The sequence below is a fragment of the Aureimonas sp. OT7 genome, assembly GCF_014844055.1.
Lineage (GTDB): Bacteria > Pseudomonadota > Alphaproteobacteria > Rhizobiales > Rhizobiaceae > Aureimonas > Aureimonas altamirensis_A.
In genome coordinates, this window is record NZ_CP062167.1 from 1,401,962 (window position 1) to 1,424,163 (window position 22,202).

General features: G+C 66.5%; 20 protein-coding genes. 9 read left to right on the forward strand and 11 right to left on the reverse strand.

The window, feature by feature from the left end:
• The first annotated feature begins 111 nt into the window (after window positions 1-111).
• The 8 genes from IGS74_RS06790 (at window position 112) to IGS74_RS06825 (ending at window position 7,127) form a co-directional block, all read left to right on the forward strand.
• Window positions 112-321 (forward strand): DUF2945 domain-containing protein, encoded by a 210-nt coding sequence (locus IGS74_RS06790; protein WP_039188753.1) that lies wholly within the window; start codon window positions 112-114, stop codon window positions 319-321.
• A 71-nt stretch (window positions 322-392) separates the two neighbouring features.
• Window positions 393-1,730 carry a TldD/PmbA family protein gene (locus IGS74_RS06795; protein WP_192390360.1) on the forward strand — a complete coding sequence of 446 codons (1,338 nt, stop codon included), beginning with the start codon at window positions 393-395 and terminating at the stop codon, window positions 1,728-1,730.
• Window positions 1,731-1,732: 2 nt separating this feature from the next.
• Window positions 1,733-2,518 (forward strand): 3'(2'),5'-bisphosphate nucleotidase CysQ, encoded by a 786-nt coding sequence (locus IGS74_RS06800; protein ID WP_039188756.1) that lies wholly within the window; start codon window positions 1,733-1,735, stop codon window positions 2,516-2,518.
• Between the two features lie 55 nt (window positions 2,519-2,573).
• Window positions 2,574-2,813, forward strand: a complete 240-nt coding sequence (locus IGS74_RS06805; RefSeq protein ID WP_039188757.1) for a DUF4170 domain-containing protein — start codon at window positions 2,574-2,576, stop codon at window positions 2,811-2,813.
• A 31-nt stretch (window positions 2,814-2,844) separates the two neighbouring features.
• Entirely contained in the window at window positions 2,845-3,636 is a 792-nt protein-coding gene (locus IGS74_RS06810; RefSeq protein ID WP_246723014.1) for a lysophospholipid acyltransferase family protein, read from the forward strand.
• Window positions 3,629-4,963: a lipid IV(A) 3-deoxy-D-manno-octulosonic acid transferase gene (waaA, locus tag IGS74_RS06815; RefSeq protein WP_192390362.1), complete on the forward strand. Its 1,335-nt coding sequence runs from the start codon at window positions 3,629-3,631 to the stop codon at window positions 4,961-4,963. Before IGS74_RS06810 ends, waaA begins: the two co-directional genes overlap by 8 nt.
• Window positions 4,960-5,988, forward strand: coding sequence for a tetraacyldisaccharide 4'-kinase (lpxK, locus tag IGS74_RS06820; RefSeq protein WP_348641888.1), 1,029 nt, complete (start codon window positions 4,960-4,962; stop codon window positions 5,986-5,988). Before waaA ends, lpxK begins: the two co-directional genes overlap by 4 nt.
• A 71-nt stretch (window positions 5,989-6,059) precedes the next feature.
• Complete coding sequence (locus tag IGS74_RS06825) at window positions 6,060-7,127, forward strand: NAD(P)-dependent alcohol dehydrogenase (RefSeq protein WP_192390363.1); 1,068 nt, start codon at window positions 6,060-6,062, stop codon at window positions 7,125-7,127.
• Here the strand turns inward: IGS74_RS06825 and IGS74_RS06830 are convergent.
• Both IGS74_RS06830 and IGS74_RS06835 read right to left on the reverse strand, forming a co-directional pair.
• Complete coding sequence (locus IGS74_RS06830; RefSeq protein ID WP_192390364.1) at window positions 7,073-7,258, reverse strand: hypothetical protein; 186 nt, start codon at window positions 7,256-7,258, stop codon at window positions 7,073-7,075. The genes IGS74_RS06825 and IGS74_RS06830 overlap by 55 nt on opposite strands.
• Before the next feature lie 16 nt (window positions 7,259-7,274).
• Window positions 7,275-7,715: an Lrp/AsnC family transcriptional regulator gene (locus IGS74_RS06835; RefSeq protein WP_192390365.1), complete on the reverse strand. Its 441-nt coding sequence runs from the start codon at window positions 7,713-7,715 to the stop codon at window positions 7,275-7,277.
• A gap of 126 nt (window positions 7,716-7,841) precedes the next feature.
• Between IGS74_RS06835 and IGS74_RS06840 the strand changes: the two genes are divergently transcribed.
• A complete protein-coding gene (locus IGS74_RS06840) occupies window positions 7,842-8,963 on the forward strand; it encodes a saccharopine dehydrogenase NADP-binding domain-containing protein (protein ID WP_192390366.1) in 1,122 nt (373 codons plus the stop codon).
• Between the two features lie 7 nt (window positions 8,964-8,970).
• Here the strand turns inward: IGS74_RS06840 and IGS74_RS06845 are convergent, their stop codons facing one another.
• From IGS74_RS06845 to IGS74_RS06885, 9 genes are all read right to left on the reverse strand, one after another.
• A complete protein-coding gene (locus tag IGS74_RS06845) occupies window positions 8,971-10,446 on the reverse strand; it encodes a CHAD domain-containing protein (protein WP_192390367.1) in 1,476 nt (491 codons plus the stop codon).
• A 9-nt stretch (window positions 10,447-10,455) separates the two neighbouring features.
• Window positions 10,456-10,686 carry a DUF2093 domain-containing protein gene (locus IGS74_RS06850; protein ID WP_192390368.1) on the reverse strand — a complete coding sequence of 77 codons (231 nt, stop codon included), beginning with the start codon at window positions 10,684-10,686 and terminating at the stop codon, window positions 10,456-10,458.
• A 65-nt stretch (window positions 10,687-10,751) separates the two neighbouring features.
• Window positions 10,752-12,575, reverse strand: a complete 1,824-nt coding sequence (gene mutL / locus IGS74_RS06855; protein ID WP_192391490.1) for a DNA mismatch repair endonuclease MutL — start codon at window positions 12,573-12,575, stop codon at window positions 10,752-10,754.
• A gap of 44 nt (window positions 12,576-12,619) precedes the next feature.
• Complete coding sequence (glgX, locus tag IGS74_RS06860; protein WP_246723016.1) at window positions 12,620-14,665, reverse strand: glycogen debranching protein GlgX; 2,046 nt, start codon at window positions 14,663-14,665, stop codon at window positions 12,620-12,622.
• On the reverse strand, window positions 14,662-15,234 hold the full coding sequence (locus tag IGS74_RS06865) for a DUF2585 domain-containing protein (protein WP_192390370.1): 573 nt from the start codon (window positions 15,232-15,234) through the stop codon (window positions 14,662-14,664). The genes glgX and IGS74_RS06865 overlap by 4 nt, the downstream gene beginning before the upstream one ends.
• Window positions 15,235-15,245: 11 nt before the next feature.
• A complete protein-coding gene (locus tag IGS74_RS06870) occupies window positions 15,246-16,877 on the reverse strand; it encodes an alpha-D-glucose phosphate-specific phosphoglucomutase (RefSeq protein WP_192390371.1) in 1,632 nt (543 codons plus the stop codon).
• On the reverse strand, window positions 16,874-18,319 hold the full coding sequence (gene glgA / locus IGS74_RS06875) for a glycogen synthase GlgA (protein ID WP_192391493.1): 1,446 nt from the start codon (window positions 18,317-18,319) through the stop codon (window positions 16,874-16,876). The genes IGS74_RS06870 and glgA overlap by 4 nt, the downstream gene beginning before the upstream one ends.
• A gap of 1 nt (window position 18,320) precedes the next feature.
• Window positions 18,321-19,592: a glucose-1-phosphate adenylyltransferase gene (gene glgC / locus IGS74_RS06880; RefSeq protein WP_192390372.1), complete on the reverse strand. Its 1,272-nt coding sequence runs from the start codon at window positions 19,590-19,592 to the stop codon at window positions 18,321-18,323.
• Between the two features lie 128 nt (window positions 19,593-19,720).
• On the reverse strand, window positions 19,721-22,189 hold the full coding sequence (locus IGS74_RS06885) for a glycogen/starch/alpha-glucan phosphorylase (RefSeq protein ID WP_192391496.1): 2,469 nt from the start codon (window positions 22,187-22,189) through the stop codon (window positions 19,721-19,723).
• Window positions 22,190-22,202: the final 13 nt, after the last annotated feature.

Here is a 22,202-nt window from a genome sequence, read left to right on the forward strand (position 1 = left end):
GGGTCATTTGAAACGGGCGGTGCGAATGGCGGTTCCTGCGGCGACGTGTCCCGGGAACGGGTACACCCCGATGCGATTGCCTTTCGATGGATACGGGAAAGGAAGAACGCGATGTATCGCAAGGGAAGCAAGGTGACGTGGACCTGGGGAAACGGCACCGCCGAGGGCCGGGTCGAGGAAAAGTTCACCGAAAAGGTCACGCGGAAGATCGCCGGAAAGTCGATCACCCGGAACGCCGACAAGGACAATCCCGCATACATGGTCGTGCAGGACGACGGCGCGAAGGCGCTCAAGTCCGAATCGGAGCTCTCGAAGGCCTGAACATTATCCTCCGGGTTGATGGATGGCGGCCAACTGATACATGTGGACTGGAAGAATTCCGGGCCGAATCCATGCATGACAAGACAGAACGCCTTCTGAACGCCGGACAGGACATAATCCGCGCCGCTCTCCGCCACGGGGCGGACGCTGCCGACGCGGCCATATCGCAGTCCCGGTCGCGGGCGGTTCAGGTGCGTCTCGGCAAGCTCGAGGAAGCGGAATCGTCCGAGTCCGACAGCCTGTCGCTGCGGGTTTTCGTCGACCGGCGCGTGGCCACCGTCAGCGCGGATCTTGCCAGCGATCTCGACAAGGCGGCCGAGCGCGCCGTCGCCATGGCGCGCGTTTCCCCTGCCGACCCGTATGCCGGCCTTGCCGAGCCCGACAGGCTTGCCACGGTATTTCCGGATCTCGACCTTTACGACGATACCGATATCCCCACCGCCGACCTGATCGAAGAGGCGCAGGCACTGGAAGCGGCGGCCCTGTCCGTAGCGGGCGTGACCAATTCGGGCGGGGCCAGCGCCACATGCGGCTTCGGCGGGTTCGTCCTGGTTACCTCGGACGGTTTTTCCGGAACGCGCGCGCGCTCGGCCTATTCCCGGTCGGTCAATGTGATCGCCGGAGAAGGCACCGCGATGCAGCGGGACCATGACTTCGACTCCCGCATCCATTATTGCGACCTCGATGCCGCGCAGGCGATCGGCCGCAATGCCGGCGAGCGGACCGTACGCCGCATGAGCCCCGAAAAAGTCCGGACGGGCCGCTATCCCATCGTTTTCGACCCGCGCACGGCGCGGGCGCTGGTCGGCCATCTGGTCGGGGCCATCAACGGCGCGGCCATAGCCCGGGGCACGAGCTTCCTGCGCAAGCGGATGGGCACGCGCATCCTGCCGGAGACGATTTCCGTGATCGACGATCCGCTTCTGGCGCGTGGCTGGGGTTCACGCTCGTTCGATGGCGAGGGCGCGGCGGCTGCGGCGCTGCCGCTGGTGGCCGACGGCATTCTCGTCGACTGGCTGCTGGATGGTGCGACTGCCCGCGAACTGGGCCTGAAGCCGAATGGGCGGGCCTCGCGCAGCGGTGGCGGCGTCTCGCCCTCGGCGTCCAACGTCATTCTTTCGGGCGGCCAGCGGCCCGTAGCGGAGCTGCTGGCGGACGCGGAAGGGGGAATCTATGTCACCGAGCTCATCGGCCATGGCGCCGATCTCGTGACCGGCGACTATTCGCGCGGGGCATCCGGCTTTCGCATCCGGGGTGGTCAGCTTGCCGAGCCCGTTGCCGAATTCACCATCGCGGGCAATCTTGCGGACATGCTCCTGGCCATGTCCCCCGGCGATGACGTCGACAGGCGCTTCCCGATCATCTGCCCCACCATTGCGGTCGGCGAGATGACCGTGGCCGGGGTTTAGACGTGCGATCCGTCGACGATCTCGTCCTGCTCCAGCGAGCGGCCGGCGAGGCCGCCCGGATCGCGCTCGGCTATTTCAGGCAGGATCCGGAAGTCTTCTGGAAAGAGGGAAACTCTCCCGTCAGCCAGGCCGACCTTGCCGTCGACGGTTTCCTCAGGGATTTCCTGCTGTCGGCGCGGCCGCGTTATGGATGGGTTTCGGAAGAGACGGCGGCCGAGCCGCCCAGCGGGTCCGAGGAACGCTTCTTTGTCGTCGATCCGATCGACGGGACCCGGTCTTTCCTGCGCGGCGAAACCACCTGGTGCGTGGCACTGGCCGTCATCGAGGGCGGACGCCCGACGCATGGCGTGATCCATGCGCCCGTCACCGGTGAGATTTTCGACGCCATCGCCGACGGACCGGCACGCGTCAACGGCCGGCAGCTTGCGGAAATGCCGCAGGTCGCCGGGGAGCGCATGAGGCTGTCCCTTCCCGAAGGGGTGCGGCGGCGGTTGGACACGGCGGATGCGGCGCGCATCGATTTCGCAGCGCCCATACCGTCCCTTGCCTACCGTCTGGCGCAGGTGGCGCACGGCCGGCTTGATGGAACCATCGTCCAGCCCAGGGCGAATGACTGGGACATCGCCGCGGCCGACCTGATCATCGACAGGGCGGGCGGTGCGCTGCTGAACGTCGCCGGCCAGCGCCATAACTACAACTTGACGCCGCGACGCCACGGCCTGCTGATCGCCGGCGGCAAGGGCGTGCTGCCGCGCCTCAATGAGATCGCTGCTTCCTTGCACGACTAGCCGGTTTCATGGCAAGCATCCCCGCACGGCAGCAATGCGACAAGGACGACAGGCGATGATTGAAGAGAGCATCCCCAAGCAGAGGTTGCATCTGGTTTTCGGTGGCGAGCTCGAAAGCCTCGACGGTCTCTCCTTCCGCAATTTCGACGACCTCGACATCGTCGGCATCTTCCCCGACTACGCGTCCGCGCTGGCTGCATGGCGCGGCAAGGCGCAGGCCACGGTAGACAACGCCGCCATGCGCTACTTCATCGTGCATATGCACCGTTTGCTGGAGCCGGAAGCAGGCGCATGACGCGCGGCTCCCACGGGCAATGAGAGACGGCGTGCCATCGGACGACCAGCAGGGCAAGACCGGCAGACAGCGCGGCGACAGGCGACGCCTGTTGCGACGCCAGTTGCGCGCGCTGGGGCGCTCCGGTGCGGCGGTGCGCGTGGGTGGCGCCGCAATCTACGGCGTCCTGCAGGCGATCCGCGCCACGCAGCGCATTGCCGATGGCTCGTCCGACTGGCGGGGCATATTGACCAAGGAGCATCCCGCCATCGTCGCGCTCTGGCATGGGCAGCATCTTCTGGCACCCTTCTTCAGGCCGCGTGAACTGCCCTATGTCGCGCTCCTGTCGCGCAATGTCGACGCGGCCATCAATGCCGACGTCGTCGAGCGGTTCGGCATCGGCACCGTGCGCGGATCGGGCGGGCGGGTCCGGCATGCAGCTTCGGAAAAGGGGGGCGTCAAGGCGCTGATCCAGCTTCGACGCTTCCTCAAGGAAGGATACGGCGTCTGCATGATCGCCGACGTTCCCAAGGGCACCCCGCGGGAGGCCGGCCTGGGCGTGGTGACGCTGGCACGCCTGTCCGGCCGGCCGATCATCCCGGCCGCCGCCGTGACGAGCCGCAGGCACGTTGTGCAGCGCAGCTGGGACAAGACCACGATTCCGCTTCCGCTGGGTCGTATGGCGGTATGGATGGGAGACCCCATCCATGTTCCGGCCGATGCCGACGATGCGACGATGGAAGAAATCCGCCGGCAGGTTACGCTGGCCATAGAAACGGCCAATCGCCGCGCCATCGCATTGGCCGACGGCGTTCAGGCAGAGGCAGGTAGCACGCATGAGTGACGGCTGGGCGCGTGGCGTTCTGACCACGTACAGGCTGGTCGGGTCCCTCGCATATCCGATGCTTGGAGCCTATGTCGGCTGGCGGGCCGCACGCGGCAAGGAAGACCCCCGGCGGCGGCGCGAGCGATATGGCTTCACCGATGCGGTACGCCCGGAAGGCGGGCCGCTGGTCTGGATCCATGCCGCTTCCATCGGCGAAAGCGCTGCGGTTGCGCCCCTGGTGCGCGAGATCGCCAACGAAGGCTTCACCATCGTCATGACGACGGGCACGGTCACCTCCGCCGCCATCGTGCGAGAACGCCTATCGGATGCCGTTATCCACCAATATGTGCCGCTCGATCTGAAGCAGTCCGTCGCGCGCTTCCTCGACCATTGGCGGCCCGATCTCGCAATCGTCGCGGAAAGCGAGATCTGGCCGATGACATTGATGGAACTGACCAGGCGCCGCATACCGCAGGTGCTGGTCAATGCCCGGCTGTCGGACCGCTCCTTCCGCCGCTGGCGCGCCGTGCCGGCGCTTGCCGAGGCTCTCCTGGAAAACATCTCGCAGATCGTGGCGCAATCGGATGTCGACGGCGAGCGTTTCCACATGCTGGGTGCGCGCAGCGTGACGGTGGCAGGCAATCTCAAGGCCGATACGGCGCCGCCGCCCCTGCCGGACCGGGAGGCCGCCCTGGCATTGGCGCAGGCCATCGCCCGGCGTCCCACCTTCGCCGCCGTATCCACCCATGCCGGCGAAGAGGCGATCATCGCCGACGTCCATCGCAAGGTTTCCGAGCGGCTGCCGCGCCTGATGACGATCATCGTGCCGCGCCACGTGGAACGGGCGCCGGAAATCGTCAAGGAACTGGCGGCCAAGGGGCTTCGCGTCGCACGCCGCTCGCTGGGGGAAATGCCCGATCCGACCACCGATATCTATCTGGGCGACACGGTGGGAGAGATGGGACTTTATCTGCGGCTGACGGAAGTCGCCTTCGTGGGTCGCTCGCTGGCCGGCGAAGGCGGCCAGAACCCGCTCGAGGCCGCGATGCTGGGTACGGCCGTCCTGTCGGGGCGCTATGTCCAGAACTTCCGGGACATCTACCAGCGCCTGATCAAGAATGGCGGCGCGCGCATCGTCAAGGACGGCGAGCAACTTGCCGAAGAGGTCGAGCTTCTGCTGACCGACGCGGAGGCGCGAGCTGCGATGAGCGCCGCCGGCAAGGCCAGCGTGCATGAGATGCGCGGTGCCCTGTCCCGCACGATGCAGGCGCTGGAGCCGTTCCTTCATCCCCTGCGCCTGACCCTCAACTTCGAGCGTCGGCAGCGCGGCGATCCGCATCGATGATGGGTGGCGAAACCCCTGCCTTCTGGTGGGGAGGGCCGCAATGGGCGGCGCTGGCGTTGCGGCCCGCGTCGGCGGTCTATGGGGCGGTCGCGCGACGGCGCATGGACAAGGGCCGCCGCGAGGCCGTGGACGTGCCCGTCCTGTGCATCGGGAACTTTACGGTCGGCGGCGGCGGTAAGACGCCGACCGCGCTGGCCATGGCCGGCGCGGCGGAGGCCTGTGGCCTGCGCCCCGGCTTCCTGTCGCGCGGCTATGGCGGATCGACGGGCGGTCCGCTGCTCGTGGACCCCTCGGCGCATGCGGCACGGCTGGTCGGCGACGAGCCGCTGCTTCTGGCGGCGCGGGCACCAACCGTGGTGGCGAAGGACAGGGGCGCAGGGGCGCGCTATCTGGTGGACACCGTCGGTGTCGATTTCATCATCATGGACGATGGCTTCCAGAGCGCCCGCCTGTGCATCGACTTCGCGCTTCTTGCCATCGATGCCGGGCGGGGGCTCGGCAATGGGCAGGTGGTGCCGTCCGGCCCCTTGCGCGCCCCGCTCAAGGACCAGATCCGCCATGCGGACGCCCTGCTGGTGATCGGGGAGGGAGCCGCCGGCGCGCAGGCCATCCGGCTGACGGCACGCGGCGGCAAGCCCGTCTTCGAGGCGCGCCTGGAGCCGCGCGCCCACGCACTTGCCGGACGGCGGGTGCTGGCGTTCGCCGGCATCGCCGATCCGGAGAAATTCTATCGCTCGCTGCGCGCCGTCGGAGCGGACATCGTGCGGACGCGCGATTTTCCGGATCACCACCCGTTTCAACCGGCGGAAATTTCGGAACTGATAGCCGATGCCGCGCGCGATGGGCTGCACCTCGTCACCACGCGCAAGGACGCGGCACGCATGGCGGGCGACGGGCATGCCGCCCGGCGGCTTCTTGCCGAGGCGAGCGTGCTGGACATCGATCTCGTGTTCGAGCCATCGACGCTCGGTACCCGCTTCGTGACGGAGACGCGCGAAGCCTTTCGCCACCGAAAGTTCGGCTGACGGCGCTTCCCATCCGGCCGGCGGGCCTTATTCTTCAGGTTCTTACTCCGTCCGACCCTAGGGGATTCACGATGATCCAGAGCTACGGCTTTGCCTGCACAGCCGCCAATGAGCCGATGAAGCCTTGGAGCTTCGAGCGGCGCGACCTGCGCGACGACGATGTTCGCATCGAGATCACCCATTGCGGCGTCTGCCACTCCGATATCCACCAGGCCCGCAACGACTGGGGCATTGCCACCTATCCGCTGGTTCCCGGACACGAGATCGTCGGACGGGTGACCGAGGTCGGCCCCGCCGTCACGGCGTTCAAGCGGGGCGACAGCGTCGGCGTCGGCTGCATGGTCGATTCCTGCCAGGATTGCCCGTCCTGCGCCGATGGGCTGGAGCAGTACTGCGAAAAGGGAATGACGCAGACCTATGCCGACACGGACAAGCAGGACGGCTTGCCCACCTATGGCGGCTACTCCGACCAGATCATCGTGCGTGAGAAGTTCGTGTTGCGCATGCCCGAGGGGCTGGACCTGGCCGCCGCGGCGCCCCTCCTGTGCGCCGGTATCACGACCTATTCGCCGCTGCGCCACTGGAAGGTGGGCAAGGGACACAAGCTCGGCGTCGTCGGCCTCGGCGGGCTGGGGCATATGGCGATCAAGTTCGGTGTGGCGCTCGGCGCGGAGGTGACGCTGTTCACCCGCTCGAAGTCGAAGGAGGCGGAGGCCCGCGCGCTCGGGGTACACCATGTGGTGCTGTCGACCGATGAGGAGCAGATGAATGCGGTGGCCGGAACGCTGGATTTCGTATTGAACACCGTGCCCGTGCCGCACGACCTGAACCCGTATTCCAACGCCCTCAAGCGTGACGGCACGCAGATCATCGTGGGCGTGCTGGAGCCCATCGAGCCGCCGGTCGCCGGCTTCCCGCTGATCTTCCGGCGCCGGTCGCTGGCGGGATCGCTGATCGGTGGTATCGCCGAGACGCAGGAAATGCTAGATTTCTGCGCCGAGCACGGCATCGTCTGCGATATCGAGATGATCCGCATAAAGGATATCAACGAAGCTTTCGAGCGGACCGTCAAGGGCGACGTGCACTACCGCTTCGTCATCGACATGGCGTCGCTGGACGAGACGCGCGCGGCCGCCTGAGCGCGGACGTCCTGGAACGCCGCAGCGATGAGACTGCGCGTATAATCGGCCTTGGGGCGGATGAAGATGTCGTCCGTCCCGCCTTCCTCCATCAGCCTGCCGTCCTTCATGACCATGATATGGTCCGACATGGCGCGCACGACGTGGTTAGGCCGACGACCGGTCGACCTTCGTTGCCAGGATCACGGATGTCTGCGTGCGTTCGACGCCGTCGAGCTCTCCGATCCTGTCCAGCACGGCGTCGAGGGCGGCGACGGACCCGGCCGCGACGATGGCGATCAGGTCGACCTCGCCGCTGACGGAATGGAGCATGCGCACCTCGGCCATGTCGGTCAGTTCCGCGATGGTGCGGGCCGCCTGCTTGGGGCGCACCGTAATCAGCACATGGGCCTTCACCAGATGCCGCTCGACCTGCTCCCCAAGCCGTACGGTGTAGCCGGAGATGATGTTTGCACGCTCGAGCCGCTCGATACGCGCCTGCACCGTCGTCCGCGAGAGGCTAAGGCGCCGCGCAAGGTCGGCCACCGGAGTCCGGGCGTTGTCGGCCAGAAGCGCAAGTAACGCTTCGTCCCTCGGGGAAATCTGCATAGTGACGAAACCAATCGGCGATCTGTCTGAATTTATCGTCGAAATATAGAATTTGACGGTTTGATCTGTAAAGCCTGGCATGGCCCATTGAGGGGACGATCGGTCGCATCAGTCGGAGGTGTGTTCATGCGCGATATCGTCGTCATCGGAGCTGGAAAGATTGGCTCGGCCATCGCCGCGATGCTGGCCGAGACAGGAGACTATCGCGTCACGGTAGCGGATCGCGACGTGGCGGCCGCCGCGGCGGGCGCCCGCCATCCGAATGTCGAACCGGCCAGCGTCGATATCCGCAACGAGGCCGGGCTGCGCGCGCTTCTGAAAGGGCGCCATGCCGTCCTCAGCGCCGCCCCCTTCCACCTGACGATCGCTATCGCGGAGGCCGCCGCGGCCAGCGGCGTGCATTACCTGGACCTGACGGAAGACGTCGCATCCACACGCCGTGTGACGGAACTGGCCAAAGGCAGCGCTGCCGCCTTCATCCCGCAATGCGGGCTTGCACCAGGCTTCATATCGATTGCGGCCAACGCCCTGGCGGGCAGGTTCGATACGCTGGATACGATGCGTTTGCGGGTGGGTGCGCTGCCGGAGTTTCCGTCGAACGCGCTCGGCTACAACCTGACGTGGAGCACGGATGGCGTCATCAACGAATATATCGAGCCTTGCGAGGCCATCGTCGATGGCCGCAAGATCCTCGTGCCGGCCATGGAAGAGCTGGAGATGCTGTCCATTGACGGTACGCAATACGAGGCCTTCAACACGTCGGGCGGCCTGGGCTCGCTCTGCGAAACCTATGCCGGCAAGGTCCGTTCGCTGAACTACCGCACCATACGCTATCCCGGCCACGCCGCGATCATGAAGACGCTGCTCAACGATCTTGGCCTCAGGCATCGCCGCGCGGTGTTGAAGGACATCCTGGAGCACGCGCTTCCCGCCACCCGCCAGGACGTGGTGGTCACATTCGCCACCGTCACCGGAATGCGGAACGGGCGCCTGATGCAGGAGACCGATGCACGCCGTATCCATAGCGGGCTCATCGCCGGGGAACTGCATAGCGCCATCCAGATCACCACGGCAGCCGGCATCTGCGCGGTGCTGGATCTTCTGTCGGCGGGCATCCTGCCGCAAAGGGGCTTCGTGCGGCAGGAGGACGTGCCGTTCGATGTCTTCCTGGCCAACCGGTTCGGCCGCCGCTATGCCGCGAAGGGCGTGGTGGACGGCACGTCCGAGCGGCTGCGCGACGCGGCGTAACGGCGGATCATGTCCAGAAGGGCTTGGCCGCCCGGATCGCTTCATGGGCGCGGGCGGCCTCGGCCAGAAGATCGTCCCGCTGGTCCCCGCCGACATGCCGGGCGATCTGCGAAGCGGCGTCCGCGCCGAGATCGAGCCGCGTGATCGTCTGCGAGGCGCCCGCCATGTCGTTCAGCGCGCCAAGCGCTTCCTGAAGGGTTTCCAGAGCGTCGAGAAGGCGCTTCCGGCGCTTGCGGCTTCGCTTGTCGTCGAATAGCGGCGCATAGAATTCCGTGGCATAGCGCAGGCGCTTCGCCATCTTACGCAAGTCATGCCGCGCCTCGTCATCCAGCGCGGCGAGGTGGCGTCCTGCCTTTCGAACCCGCTTGAACTGGCGGGAGAGTATCTGCGAGGAGGACTCCCGGGCCGGTGCCTGCCGAAGCTCCTGCGTGTCGGCAGAGGTGGTCCAGTCGCCAAAGGACAGCCATTCCGAAATGTCGAGCAGAAGCGCCCGGGTCCGTTGCGACTTCAGCGTCTTTGCCGCGCGCTCGTAGGCGCTCCGGCGTGCCTGCTCCACCGGTGCCAGATAGGCCGAACCTTCCATGCGGGCGGCCAGCACATCGAGGTCGCGCGCCTCGCCCAGCGTGGAGCCGAGATCGCGAAAGGCCGAACGGATTGCCGAAAGCCGCTCTCCGGCCAGCATCTCCTTATGTATGGAAAGGGCCGAACGCAGCCGGCGGATCGCCACACGGGCCTGGTGCAGCGCCGCGGGATAGGTCGGGTCCACCTGCATCTCGTTCACGCGAAACTGGCGCAGGCAGGCCGAGGCGATCCGCTGAAAGGCAAGCTGGCTGCTCATGCCTTCCGAAAGCGTCGCGGCCTGCGACCGGACAGCGTGGCGGACCGGCCCGAGAAGCCGGTGGCCGCGCTCTGCCTTGGTCATCACGCCGGGCCACACGGGAACCACCCCGTCGATCCGTCGGGCCAGCGCGAACAGGTCCGCGGCTTCGCCGGCCTTCAACTCGATCTCGATCTCGCAGACCGGCGCCTGGCGGTCGCCCGCCCGCACGTGGCCCCTGTCCAGCACGACCTCGCACACGGAATCGCCCTGCGAAAGGGTCCAGCTGCGGCGCTCCACATCGACTTCGAACAGCGGCGCTACCATCTGCAGGCGATCGCCCAGGCCTTGCCAGATGGGGCGTTCGTCATCGAGCATCGGCTCGGGGCCGGGCAACTCGCGCTCCCATTCCGGGCGCGCCATCAACCCGGCCGCTTCGTTGCCGAAGGCCTTCACCGTCTGGATGAACGTTCCGCCGCTTTCCCGCACGCGCATCGAAAAGCCGGCCTTGGCAAGGTCGAGTGCCGGCGTATCGAAATAGACGCTATGCATGGTCCGGACTTGATCCGGACTACCGAACAGGTCGGACTCCACGAGCCTGTCCGCCCCCGCCGGGTCGATCAGGAGCTTGAGCTCGATCTCATGGCCATTGGAGGGGAAGGACATGCGCGTGCCCTAGCCGGTGGCGCGGCCGAGAGACGGGTTGATCTCCAGCTCGCGTTTCAGGCTGGCGGCCGCGTCGACATAGGCTTCCTGCCGAGCGACGCTCCAGTAGCGCAGGAGGTCGAGGGGGATCGGTTGCCCCGTCACGGCGCAAAGCACGTAGGCGCCGGGGCGCACGACCTCGAAATCCCCGTCCAGATAGTTGATCCTGGCTTCCCCGCCGCCGTCCATGCGGTTCATCATCACCGTGGCTTTCCCGTTCGCATTCGATGTCGCGGCTATGGTTCAATCAGGTCGGCGGTGCATCGTCAACGCCGACCGAACAGGCGCTCGATATCGACTTTCCTGAGCTCGATATAGGTGGGCCGTCCGTGATTGCATTGCCCGGAGCCTGGGGTGCGCTCCATTTCGCGCAGAAGGGCGTTCATTTCGTCGGCCCGCAGGGCGCGGCCCGACCGGACCGATCCATGGCACGCCATGGTGGCGGCTACGTGATCGATGCGGGCCTTCAGCCCGTCCGTCGTATCGGACCCGGCCAACTCGTCGGCCAGATCGCGGACCAGTTGCGTGGCGTCGACCTGCCCAAGCATGGCGGGCACTTCGCGCACGGCGATCGCGCCCGGGCCGAAGCGCTCCAGGCACAGGCCGAAACGCTGGAGCGTCTCTGCCGCATCCATCAGCCGGTCCACGTCGGCCTCGGGCAGGTCCACGATCTCCGGGATCAGCAGCATCTGGGCCGGCAGCGGCCTGTCGTGCAAGGCCGTCTTCAGGGCCTCGTAGACCAGGCGCTCATGGGCTGCATGCTGGTCCACGATCACCAGGCTGTCGGACGTTTCCGCCACGATGAACGCCTTGTCGATTTGCGCGCGTGCCGCTCCCAGCGGAAAGGTTTCGTCGGTCGTCTCCGCCGCCTGCTCGCCGACGCGGGCCGAGGGTGCGAGGGGCGGCATCCCGCCCATGGGGCCGGGGCTCGACAGACCATGAGCCGTGTTGCCGAGCGGGCGGAAGGGTGAGGTGGCCGGCGTATAGCCGGTGGGTCTCGGCTCCGGCCTGTCGTGCGGGGCATTCGACCCGAAATCGAGCTTCTGCGTCGTCGTGGCGGGGCGGAAGGCCGCCAGCATCGCTTCCGCGCCACTGGTGGTGGATCGCAGTCCGCCATCGGCCAGCCGTGCGCGGATGGCGCCCACGACCAGCCCGCGCACCAGTCCCGGATCGCGGAAGCGGACATCCGCCTTGGCTGGATGCACGTTGACGTCGACGTCGCGCGGATCGATGGTCAGGAACAGCGCGGCCACGGCGTGCCTGTCCCTGGCCATGGCGTCCATGTAGGCGCCCCGCATGGCCGACAGCAGCATCTTGTCGCGCACCGGACGGCCGTTGACGTAGAAGAACTGGTAAAGCGCGTTGCCGCGATTGAAATTGGGCAGCCCCGCAAAGCCCGTCAGGCCCACCCCCTCGCGCAGGGCGTCGAGCTCGAGCGCGTTGTCGGCGAAATCCTGTCCGATCACGTCGGCAATGCGCGCCAGGGGGTCGGACGCCGCCTCGTAGACCGTAGGGGTACGGTCCTCTCCCGTCAGCTCGAAGCGGACAGCCGGAAAGGCCAAGGCGATCCGGCGCACGACATCGGTGATGGCGCCGCTTTCCGCCCGTTCGCCCTTCAGGAATTTCAGCCGCGCCGGGATGGAGTAGAAGAGGTCGCGCACCTCCACCACCGTACCCTGCGACAGGGCGGCCGGGCGCGGCCCCTGCAGGACGCCGTTCTCCACGCGGATCTCGGCGGCGTCCGCCGCGTTTGCCGGCCGCGAACGGATCGACAGCCGCGCCACCGAGCCGATGGAGGGCAGCGCCTCGCCCCGGAAGCCGAGCGTCGCGATATCGTGCAGGCTGTCGGCAAGCTTGGACGTGCAATGCCGCCGCACCGCCAGCGGCAGTTCCTCCGCCGGAATGCCGCAGCCATCGTCGCTCACGCGCAGCAGGCTTTTGCCGCCGCCCGCCGTGACGATGGAAATGCGCCTTGCCCCTGCGTCGAGCGCGTTTTCCACCAGTTCCTTGACGACGCTGGCCGGCCGCTCGACCACTTCGCCGGCAGCGATCTGGTCGATCATATGTTCGGATAGCTGGCGGATGGTCATCGCGTCGTCGGGCCGGGTCACTCGGATTCCGCCAACCTAAGAGGTCAGGCAGCCGATTGCGATGGGTCGCCCGCTTCTTCCACCAGAATCGTCACCGAGCGGGGCCCGACCCGCAGCATGTCCGATACCGTGGCTTCCCCCGCTTCCGGCGTGTCGGAACGCAGCTTCACCACCAGCCTTCGGCCCGGCCGGGCCGGCGGCAGGGCCATCAGCGCTTCGCCCATGCCGGCGTTGAAGACGACGAGCACCCCGTCGTCGGCGCGCCGCAGAAACAGGCCGAGAAGACGGCGGTCCGCCTGCTGCCATCCGTCGATGGTCAGGATGCCGTCTTCTCCGTACCAGGTAGCGTCGGGCAGGTCGCACCCCTCGGTCGGCTCGCCGCTCAGCCAGGCGTCCGCCGACAAGGCCGCGTGGCGGGCCCGCAACGCGGCGAGACGGGCGGTGAAGTCGGCCTGCGCCCGATCGGCGGCTGCCCAGTCCAGCCAGGACAGGTCGTTGTCCTGTGCATAGGCGTTGTTGTTGCCGCCTTGCGTTCGGCCGAATTCGTCGCCGGCCGTCAGCATCGGGGTTCCGCGCGCCACGAACAGCGTTGCCAGAAGGGCGCGGATATCGCGCCTGCGCGCCTCGATCACCGCCGCGTCCCGGGTGAAGCCCTCGACGCCCCAGTTCCACGAATGGTTCTCATTGTGCCCGTCGCGGTTTTCCTCGCCGTTCGCCTCGTTGTGCTTGCGCTCGTAGGCGACGATATCGGCAAGCGAGAACCCGTCATGCGCGGCGATGAAGTTGACGCCGGCGGAGGGAAGGCGTCCATTGCGCTGGAACAGGTCGGCCGAGCCGGCAAGACGTGTCGCCACGGCGCCAACCATCGCGTCCTCGCCCTTCCAGAAGCGGCGGATATCGTCCCGGAAGCGATCCTGCCATTCGTGGTAGGGCGGCTTGAAATTGCCGAGCTGGTAGCCGCCGGGGCCGATATCCCAGGGCTCCATCACATGGATGCGGTCGCAAAGGATCGGGTCTTCGGCGATCTGCCGCAGCAAAGGTGCGTCGGGTTCGAAATAACCGGTTTCGGTGCGTCCGAGCACCGTGCCGAGATCGTAGCGGAAACCGTCGACGCCGGCCGCCTGCACCATCAGCCGCAGGGCGTCGAGCGCCATGCGGCCGACCGGCCCGCGCTCCAGCGCCAGCGTATTGCCACAGCCCGTATCGTTGACGAGCAGGCCGGGGTCGTCCGGATGGGTGCGGTAATAGAGGCGGTTGTCCAGTCCGCGATAGGAGAGGGTGGGGCCGAACTCGTCGCTCTCGCCCGAATGGTTCAGGACGACATCGACCAGCACGCGGATGCCGCGCGCATGGAACGCGTCCACGACGCGGCGCAACTCGCCATAGCCACCGGGGGCAAGGCGCGGGTCGAGCGCCATGTGGGTCACGGGATTATAACCCCAGGCATTGCGCAGGCCGAGCGCGTGGAGATGCCGCTCGTCGATCCAGCCGCACAAGGGCATCAGCTCTACCGTCTGGACGCCGAGCCCGGCGACATGGTCCATCAGCGCCGGCTCCGCCAGCGCGGCGAGTGTGCCGCGCAGACTGGGGGCGATGCCGTCATGACGCATGGAAAAGCCGCGCACCGGCAATTCATAGGTGAAGCCCGGGATGCTCGGCGGCATCGGCGCGGCATCGAGCGGAAGGTCCGTCACGATGGCCCTTGGGACGAGCGAAGCCGTATCGACCGCGGCATCGGGCGGCGCGGACAGGCGTGGATCGTAGGCATATGGCCTGTCCAGCGCAATCGCATACGGATCGACCAGCAGCTTTGCCGGGTCGAAGCGGTGGCCGCTGGCCGGCTGCCAGGGGCCGTAAGCGCGATAGCCGTAGAGGGCGCCGGCCTTCAGGCCGGGTACGAAGCCGAAGAAGACGTCGCCCTGGCGCCCCGGCAGCGCCAGGCGCCGGTTTTCGCGCGTCATGCCCCCCTCGAACAGGCAGAGCTCCATCCTGTCCGCATGGCGCGATACGATGGAGACGTGGGCACCGTCGCCATCCACGACCGCGCCCAGGCGTGGCGGCAGGCCCCGTTCGGCGGTGATGCCGGTCAAGCGCCGCCCTGCCACGCCCGGATCCAGTCCTGCGGCCATACCAGCATGATGACGTTGAGCGTCAGGTTGTCGCGGATCATGTATCCGGTGAACAGCTCGAAGAAGATCGCGATGGCGACTGTCACCCAGACCGGCAGGCGGCCCGCCAGAAGGAATCCGGCGATCATGAAGCCGATGTCGGATACGGAGTTGAGCACGCTGTCGCCGAAATAGTCGAGCGCGATTGTGGAGTCCCGATAGCGCGCGATGACCGCGTCGGTATTTTCGACGATCTCCCAGCCGGCCTCGATGATGGTGGCGATGAACAGGCGCCAGCCCATGCTCTTGTTGCGGCTGATGAGCCAAAGGAACCAATAGAAGATGAAGCCGTGGATGAGGTGCGAGGGCGAGTACCAGTCCGACAGGTGCTGCGAGTTTTCGGAACTGGCGACCGCGCCATGCCAAAGCCTGACCGATCCGCATTCGCAGATGGGGACGCGGCCCATGAAAAGAAGGATGGCGGCGGCGGCGACGACGACGCCGAGCGTCGCCAGCCACCACCGCCCATCTATGCGACGGGTGCCCTCCATGGCCGTCCCCGTCAGGTGCGGACGTCGGGTTCGCTGCGGCCGGTGCGCTTGCGGATTTCCCCGATGGCGTCGGCCGTTTCGATCAATTCCTTCAACGCTTCCTCCACGGGCAGGTCGTGCTTGTCGGGGTTAGCCTCGAACCGCTCGAGATAGACGCGCAAGGTGGCGCCCTTGGTGCCCGTGCCCGACAGGCGGAAGACGATGCGCGAGCCGCCCGAGAAGATGATGCGGACGCCTTGCCCCGTGGCGACGGAGCCGTCGACCGGATCCTTGTAGGAAAAGTCGTCGGCCTCGGAGACGACCAGCGTGCCGAACCGCTGCCCTGCCATGGAGGCGAGGCGGCCGCGTAGCGAATCCATCAGGTCTTCGGCAGCCTTCTTGTCGACTTCCTCGTAATCGTGCCGCTGGTAATAGTTGCGGCCATAGGTCTTCCAGTGTTCGTGGACGATGTTGGCAACGCCCATGCCCCGCACCGCGAGGATGTTCAGCCACAGAAGGACGGCCCAGAGCCCGTCCTTCTCGCGCACATGGTCCGAGCCGGTGCCCGAGCTTTCCTCGCCGCAGATCGTCACCTTGCCGGCATCGAGCAGATTGCCGAAGAACTTCCAGCCGGTCGGCGTTTCGAACATGCCGATCTTCATTTTCGCGGCCACCCGGTCCGCCGCCTGGCTGGTCGGCATGGAGCGGGCTATCCCGGAAATGCCGCCGGCATAGCCCTTGGCCAGGTGCGCGTTGGCCGCCAGGATGGCGAGCGAGTCCGACGGCGTCACCACGATGCCCTTGCCGAGGATCATGTTGCGGTCACCGTCGCCATCGGAAGCGGCGCCGAACGCCGGCGCATTGGCGCTCATCAAATGGTCCACCAGCGGGGCGGCCCAGACCACGTTGGGGTCCGGGTGCCCGCCGCCGAAATCCTCCAGCGGCACGGCGTTGACGACGCTGCCCGCCGGCGCCCCAAGGCGGCGCTCCAGGATCTCCGTCGCATACGGGCCGGTGATCGCGTGCATGGCGTCGAAGCGCAGCGTCAGGCCGCCGGCAATGGCGGCGCGGATGGCGTCGAAGTCGAAGAGCGTTTCCATCAGGGCCGCGTAGTCGGCCACCGGATCGACGATCTCGACGTCCATGGCCTCGATCCGCGTCGTGCCCGGCTGCGACAGATCGGGCGCCTGCGCATCGGAGATCCGGTACTGGGACAGATCCCGGGTGCGGGCATAGATGCGTTCGGTGACGCCTTCCGGGGCGGGGCCGCCATTGGCGACATTGTACTTGATGCCGAAGTCTCCGTCCGGCCCGCCGGGATTGTGGCTCGCCGACAGGATGATGCCGCCCGCCGCCTTGCGCTGGCGGATCAGGTTGGAGGCCGCCGGCGTGGACAAAAGCCCGTCGCGGCCGACCACGACCCGGCCGAAGCCGTTTGCCGCTGCCATGCGGATCACCGTGCCGACGACTTCCCGGTTGAAATATCGCCCGTCACCGCCCACCACGAGCGTCCCGCCTTCGGGGACGTCCGCCGCATCGAAGATCGCCTGGATGAAGTTTTCGGCGTAGTTCGGCTGCTGGAAGTGCGGCACCTTCTTGCGCAGGCCCGACGTGCCCGGCTTCTGGTCGTCGAAGGGTCTGGTCTCAACGGTTAAGATGCTCATCGATCCTGATCTTTCAGCAAGTCGCGATAAAGCCCGGCATAGCGCTGGGCACTGAGTTCCCATGAAACATTGCTGCGCATGGCCTGCAACTGGATGTCCCGCCACAAAGCGGGGTCCTCGTACAGGCGGCGCAGCCTTACCAGGCCCTTCACCAGCGCATCGCGGGTGACGGGCTCGAAAATGACACCCGTGGCCACCCCCGCCGTTACGGCGGCCACGTTGGCATCGATGACGGTGTCGGCGAGGCCGCCGACGCGCGAGACGACCGGCAGGCAGCCATAGCGCAGCGCATAAAGCTGCGTCAGCCCGCACGGCTCGAAGCGCGATGGCACGATGAGCGCGTCGGCGCCCGCCTGAACGCGATGCGACAGGGGCTCGTCATAGCCGATGCGCACGCCGATGCGCCCGGCATGGCGCGCCGAGGCGGCCAGAAACTCGCCTTCCAGGAGCCGGTCGCCAGAGCCGACGATGAGCAGCCGGAAGCCGCCTGCCACGATGGGCTCGATCGCCTCCACGAGGATATCCAGGCCCTTCTGCCACGTCAGGCGCGACACCACCGCCAGGATCGGTCCGTCGTCTTCGAGAAAGCCGAACTCGGCTTCCAGCGCCCGCTTGTTGATCTGGCGCTTGAAGATGTCGTTGATGGTAAAATTGGCGGCGATCTCGGGGTCTGTCGCCGGGTTCCATGTCTCGACGTCAACGCCGTTGACGATGCCGACCAGGCGGTCGGCGCGGCCGCGCAGCAGACCGTCGAGGCCCATGCCCCCATGGGGGGTCAGGATTTCCGCCGCATAGGTAGGGCTGACCGTGGTGATGAGGTCGGCGGCGTGCAGGCCACCCTTGAGGAAGCCGACCGAGCCATAATATTCGACGCCCTCGATCGACCAGGCGGTGTCCGGCAGGCCGAGCGCCGGAAGGATCGTGTGCGGAAACGCGCCCTGGAAGGCAAGGTTGTGAATGGTGATGACGGTGCGTGGACGCGGCCCCGGCTCAAAGGCGAGGTACACCGGCGCCAGCGCCGCCTGCCAGTCATGCGCATGGACGATATCGGGGCGCCAGCCGTCGATGGCGCCAAGGCCGATCTCGGCCGCTGCCTTGCCGAGTGCGGCAAAGCGCGCCCAATTGTCCGGGTGGTCGTAGCCGTTGAGGCCGATATACGGCCCCCCGGGCCGGTCGTAGAGATGGGGGGCATCCAGCAGCAGCAGCTGCAGCCCGTGCGCCTGCGCCGCCAGTACCGTGGCGGCGCCGCCGAAGAGGTTGGCGAAATGCGCCTTCGGCGCCAGGGGGCCGACGCGGTCCAGGATACTGGGATAGGCCGGCATCAGCGTGTGGACATCGTTGCCCAGGCGCTCCAGCGCCAGGGGCAGGGCGCCCGCAACGTCGGCAAGGCCCCCGGTCTTGATCAGGGGGAAGACTTCCGAGGCGACCGAAAGAACGCGAATGTCACCCAAAGTGCGTCAGCCTGTCGATCATCGGCTGCGTCACGAGGCAGATGCCGCTGGCGGTGCGCCGGAAGCGCTGGGCGTCCAGCTCCGGATCCTCGCCGATGACCAGTCCTTCGGGAATTTCGACGCCGCGGTCGATGACGGCGTGGCTGACGCGTGCATGTCGGCCGATGACGACGCCAGGCAGCACCACCGCATGATCGAGCCGCGAATAGGAGCGCATGCGCACGCCGGTAAACAGCAGCGAGCGTTTCAGCGACCCGCCCGAGATGATGCAATCGCCCGATACCAGGGAGGATACGGCATAACCGCGCCGCCCATCCTCGTCATGCACGAACTTGGCCGGCGGCGTCACGTCGGCATAGGTCCAGATGGGCCAGTCGCGGTCGTAGATGTCGAGCTGGGGGACGACATCGGTCAGGTCGATATTGGCCTGCCAGTAGGCGTCGACGGTGCCCACATCGCGCCAGTAGGCGTCAGCCTCGTTGGACGAGCGCACGACCGAGCGGTTGAAGGAATGCGCGTAGGCCGCGCCATGGCGAACGACATAGGGGATGATATCCTTGCCGAAATCGCGCGCGGACTTGAGGTCGGCTGCGTCGCGCCGCAACTGATCGGCCAGGAAGGCGGTGGAGAAGACGTAGATGCCCATGGACGCGAGCGCGGTGTCCGGCCGGCCCGGTATCGCCGGCGGATCCTCGGGCTTTTCGATGAAGTCGGTGACGCGGCCCTTTTCGTCCACATGCATCACGCCGAAGCCGCGCGCCTCCATGCGGGGCACTTCCAGGCAACCGATGGTGACGTCGGCCCCGGTGTCCACATGCTGCTGCAGCATGATCTCGTAGTCCATCTTGTAGACGTGGTCGCCCGCAAGGATGATGATGTATTTCGGGTCATAGGCCTCGATGATGTCGAGGTTCTGGAAGACGGCGTCGGCGGTGCCCGCATACCACTGGTCTTCCGATACGCGCTGCGAGGCGGGCAACACGTCGAAGCTCTCGTTGCGGCCCGGCCGCAGGAAGTTCCAGCCGCGGTGCAGATGCCGGATCAGGCTGTGCGCCTTGTACTGGGTCGCCACGCCGATGCGGCGGATGCCCGAATTGACCGCGTTGGACAGGGCGAAATCGATGATCCTCGACTTGCCACCGAAATAAACCGCCGGCTTGGCCCGGCTGTCCGTCAGTTCCATCAGACGGCTGCCGCGCCCTCCTGCAAGCACGTAGGCCATCGTATCGCGCGAAATCGGAGCCACATGGCGCTCATTCGGCATTCAGTCCCTCCCGGCCCGCGCGTGGGCGGGCACTGAACATTTCGCCGGCCCTTCGGCCGATCTGTACTCGAAGATAGCGCCCCCCGGCGCGGACGCCATATGCCGCCGTGGCTAAAATGGCTGCAGGCTCACCCCTTCTTTTCGAATGCTCCCGCATGCCAGATATCGCGCGCATATTCGGCGATCGACCGGTCGGAGGAGAACCAGCCCATGCGCGCCGTATTGTGGACGGCGATGCAGTTCCAGTCCGCCTTGTCGTGCCAGAGCGTGTCCAGCCGGCGCTGCGTCTGCCAGTAGGAGTCGAAGTCGGCGGCGATCATCCACCAGTCCCTGTCGCGCAGGGAGCCGACAAGGCTGCGATAGCGCGCCGGCTCGCCCTCCGAGAACACGCCCCCCTCGATGGAATCCAGCGCGGCGCGCAGCAGCGGCTGCTGGTCGATGAGCGGTTGGCCGCGATGGTCGTCGGCGCGCCTGCGGGCCACTTCGTCTGCCTTGAGGCCGAAGATGAACATGTTGTCCGCGCCCACATGTTCCTGCATCTCCACGTTGGCTCCGTCCAGCGTACCGATGGTGAGGGCGCCGTTGAGCGCGAACTTCATGTTGCCGGTGCCCGAAGCCTCCAGCCCCGCCGTGGAAATCTGCTCGGAAATGTCGGCGGCCGGCATGATGATTTCGGCCAGGCTGACATTGTAGTTCGGGATGAAGACGACCTTGAGCAGGTTGCGCACGGCCGGATCGGCGTTGATCACGCTGGCCACGTCGTTGATGAGGTGGATGATTTCCTTGGCTTCGTGATAGCTGGGGGCCGCCTTTCCGGCGAAGACCTTGACGCGCGGCGTCCATTCCAGGTGCGGCGAGGAGCGGATCTGGTCGTAGAGCGCCACCGTTTCGATGATATTCAGGAACTGGCGCTTGTATTCGTGGATGCGCTTGACCTGGATGTCGAAGATGGCCCTCGGATCGACATAGGTGGCTAGGCGCTCCTCGATCACCTTGGCAAGGCGTTGCTTGTTGGCCAGCTTCACCGCCGCGAACCGGTCGCGGAAGCTGGCGTCATCGGCATAAGGGTCGAGGTCGATCAGCCTTTCGAGGTCGTCGCGGTAGGCGGTGCCGATAGTCTCGTCGAGCAGGCTGCACAGGCCGGGATTGCATTCGAACAGCCAGCGGCGTGGCGTCACGCCGTTGGTCTTGTTTTCGATCCGGTCCGGGAACAGCCGGTGCAGGTCGTGGAAGACGGTTTCCTTCATCAGGTCCGTATGCAGCGCGGAAACGCCGTTCACCGCGTGGGAGCCGACGAACGCCAGCTGCCCCATACGCACGCGGCGACCGTTGTTTTCGTCGATGAGCGAGATCGCAGAGACTTCGCCGTCGCCAAGGCCCTTGTCCTGCCGGGCATGACGGATGATGTCGGCGTTGATGGCGTAGATGATCTGCATCTGGCGGGGCAACAGCCGCTCGAACAGATGGATCGGCCAGGTTTCCAGGGCTTCGGGCAGCAGCGTGTGGTTGGTGTAGGAGAAGGTCGCCTGGGTGACGGTCCAGGCCTCGTCCCACTCCATGCCGTGCACGTCGACCAGGATGCGCATCAATTCCGCCACCGAGACGGCCGGGTGCGTATCGTTGAGCTGGATCGACACCTTGTCCGCAAGGTTTGCCAGCGTGTCGTAGGTCTGCAGATGGCGGCGGACGATGTCCTGCAGCGAGGCGGACGAGAAGAAGAATTCCTGCCGAAGCCGCAGTTCCTGTCCGGCCTGATGCGAATCGGCCGGGTAGAGGACGCGGGTAATGGCTTCGGCGCGGTTCGATTCCAGCAGGGCGCCGATGTGGTCGCCGGAATTGAAGGCATCGAGCAGGATGGGGTCCAGCGCCTGTGCGCTCCACAGCCGCAGCGTGTTGACGTGCTTGCCGCGCCACCCGACGATGGGCGTATCGAAGGCGACGGCCAGGACGCGCTCGGCCGGACGCCAGACGCAGCGGGGCGGACGCCCCGGCTCTTCCACCATGGTCACCTTGCCGCCGAAGCCGATTTCGTAAGCCGTCTCACGGCGCTCGAACTCCCAGGGGTTGCCATGGGCCAGCCAGTCTTCCGGCAGTTCCACCTGGGCGCCGTCGGCAATCTCCTGGCGGAAGAAGCCATGGACATAACGGATGCCGTACCCGAAGGCCGGCACCTCGGTAGAGGCCATGCTTTCCATGAAACAGGCCGCGAGCCGGCCGAGGCCGCCATTGCCCAGTGCCGCATCCGGCTCCAGCAGCTCGACCAGGTCGAGCTCGACACCGTAGCGGGCGAGAGCCTGCTTCACCGGCTCGGCAAGGCCGAGATTGTTGATCGCGTCGCGCAAAAGCCGACCGATCAGGAATTCCATCGACAGGTAGCAGACGCGCTTGGACTGGTCCTTGTTGACCTTCTGGGTCGAGGAAATCCAATGGTCGATGATGCGGTCGCGCACGGCCAGGCACGTCGCGTCCATCCAGTCGTACATGCGGGCGACGCCTGTGGTCTTGCCCAGCGAATAGGTGAGCTTCTCGACGATCTCGAGCGCCAGCGTATCGGCGTCGTTGCCGCGGGGCAGCGGGTTGTGCGTGGCCCGGCGCATGGGGTTGGCGGCC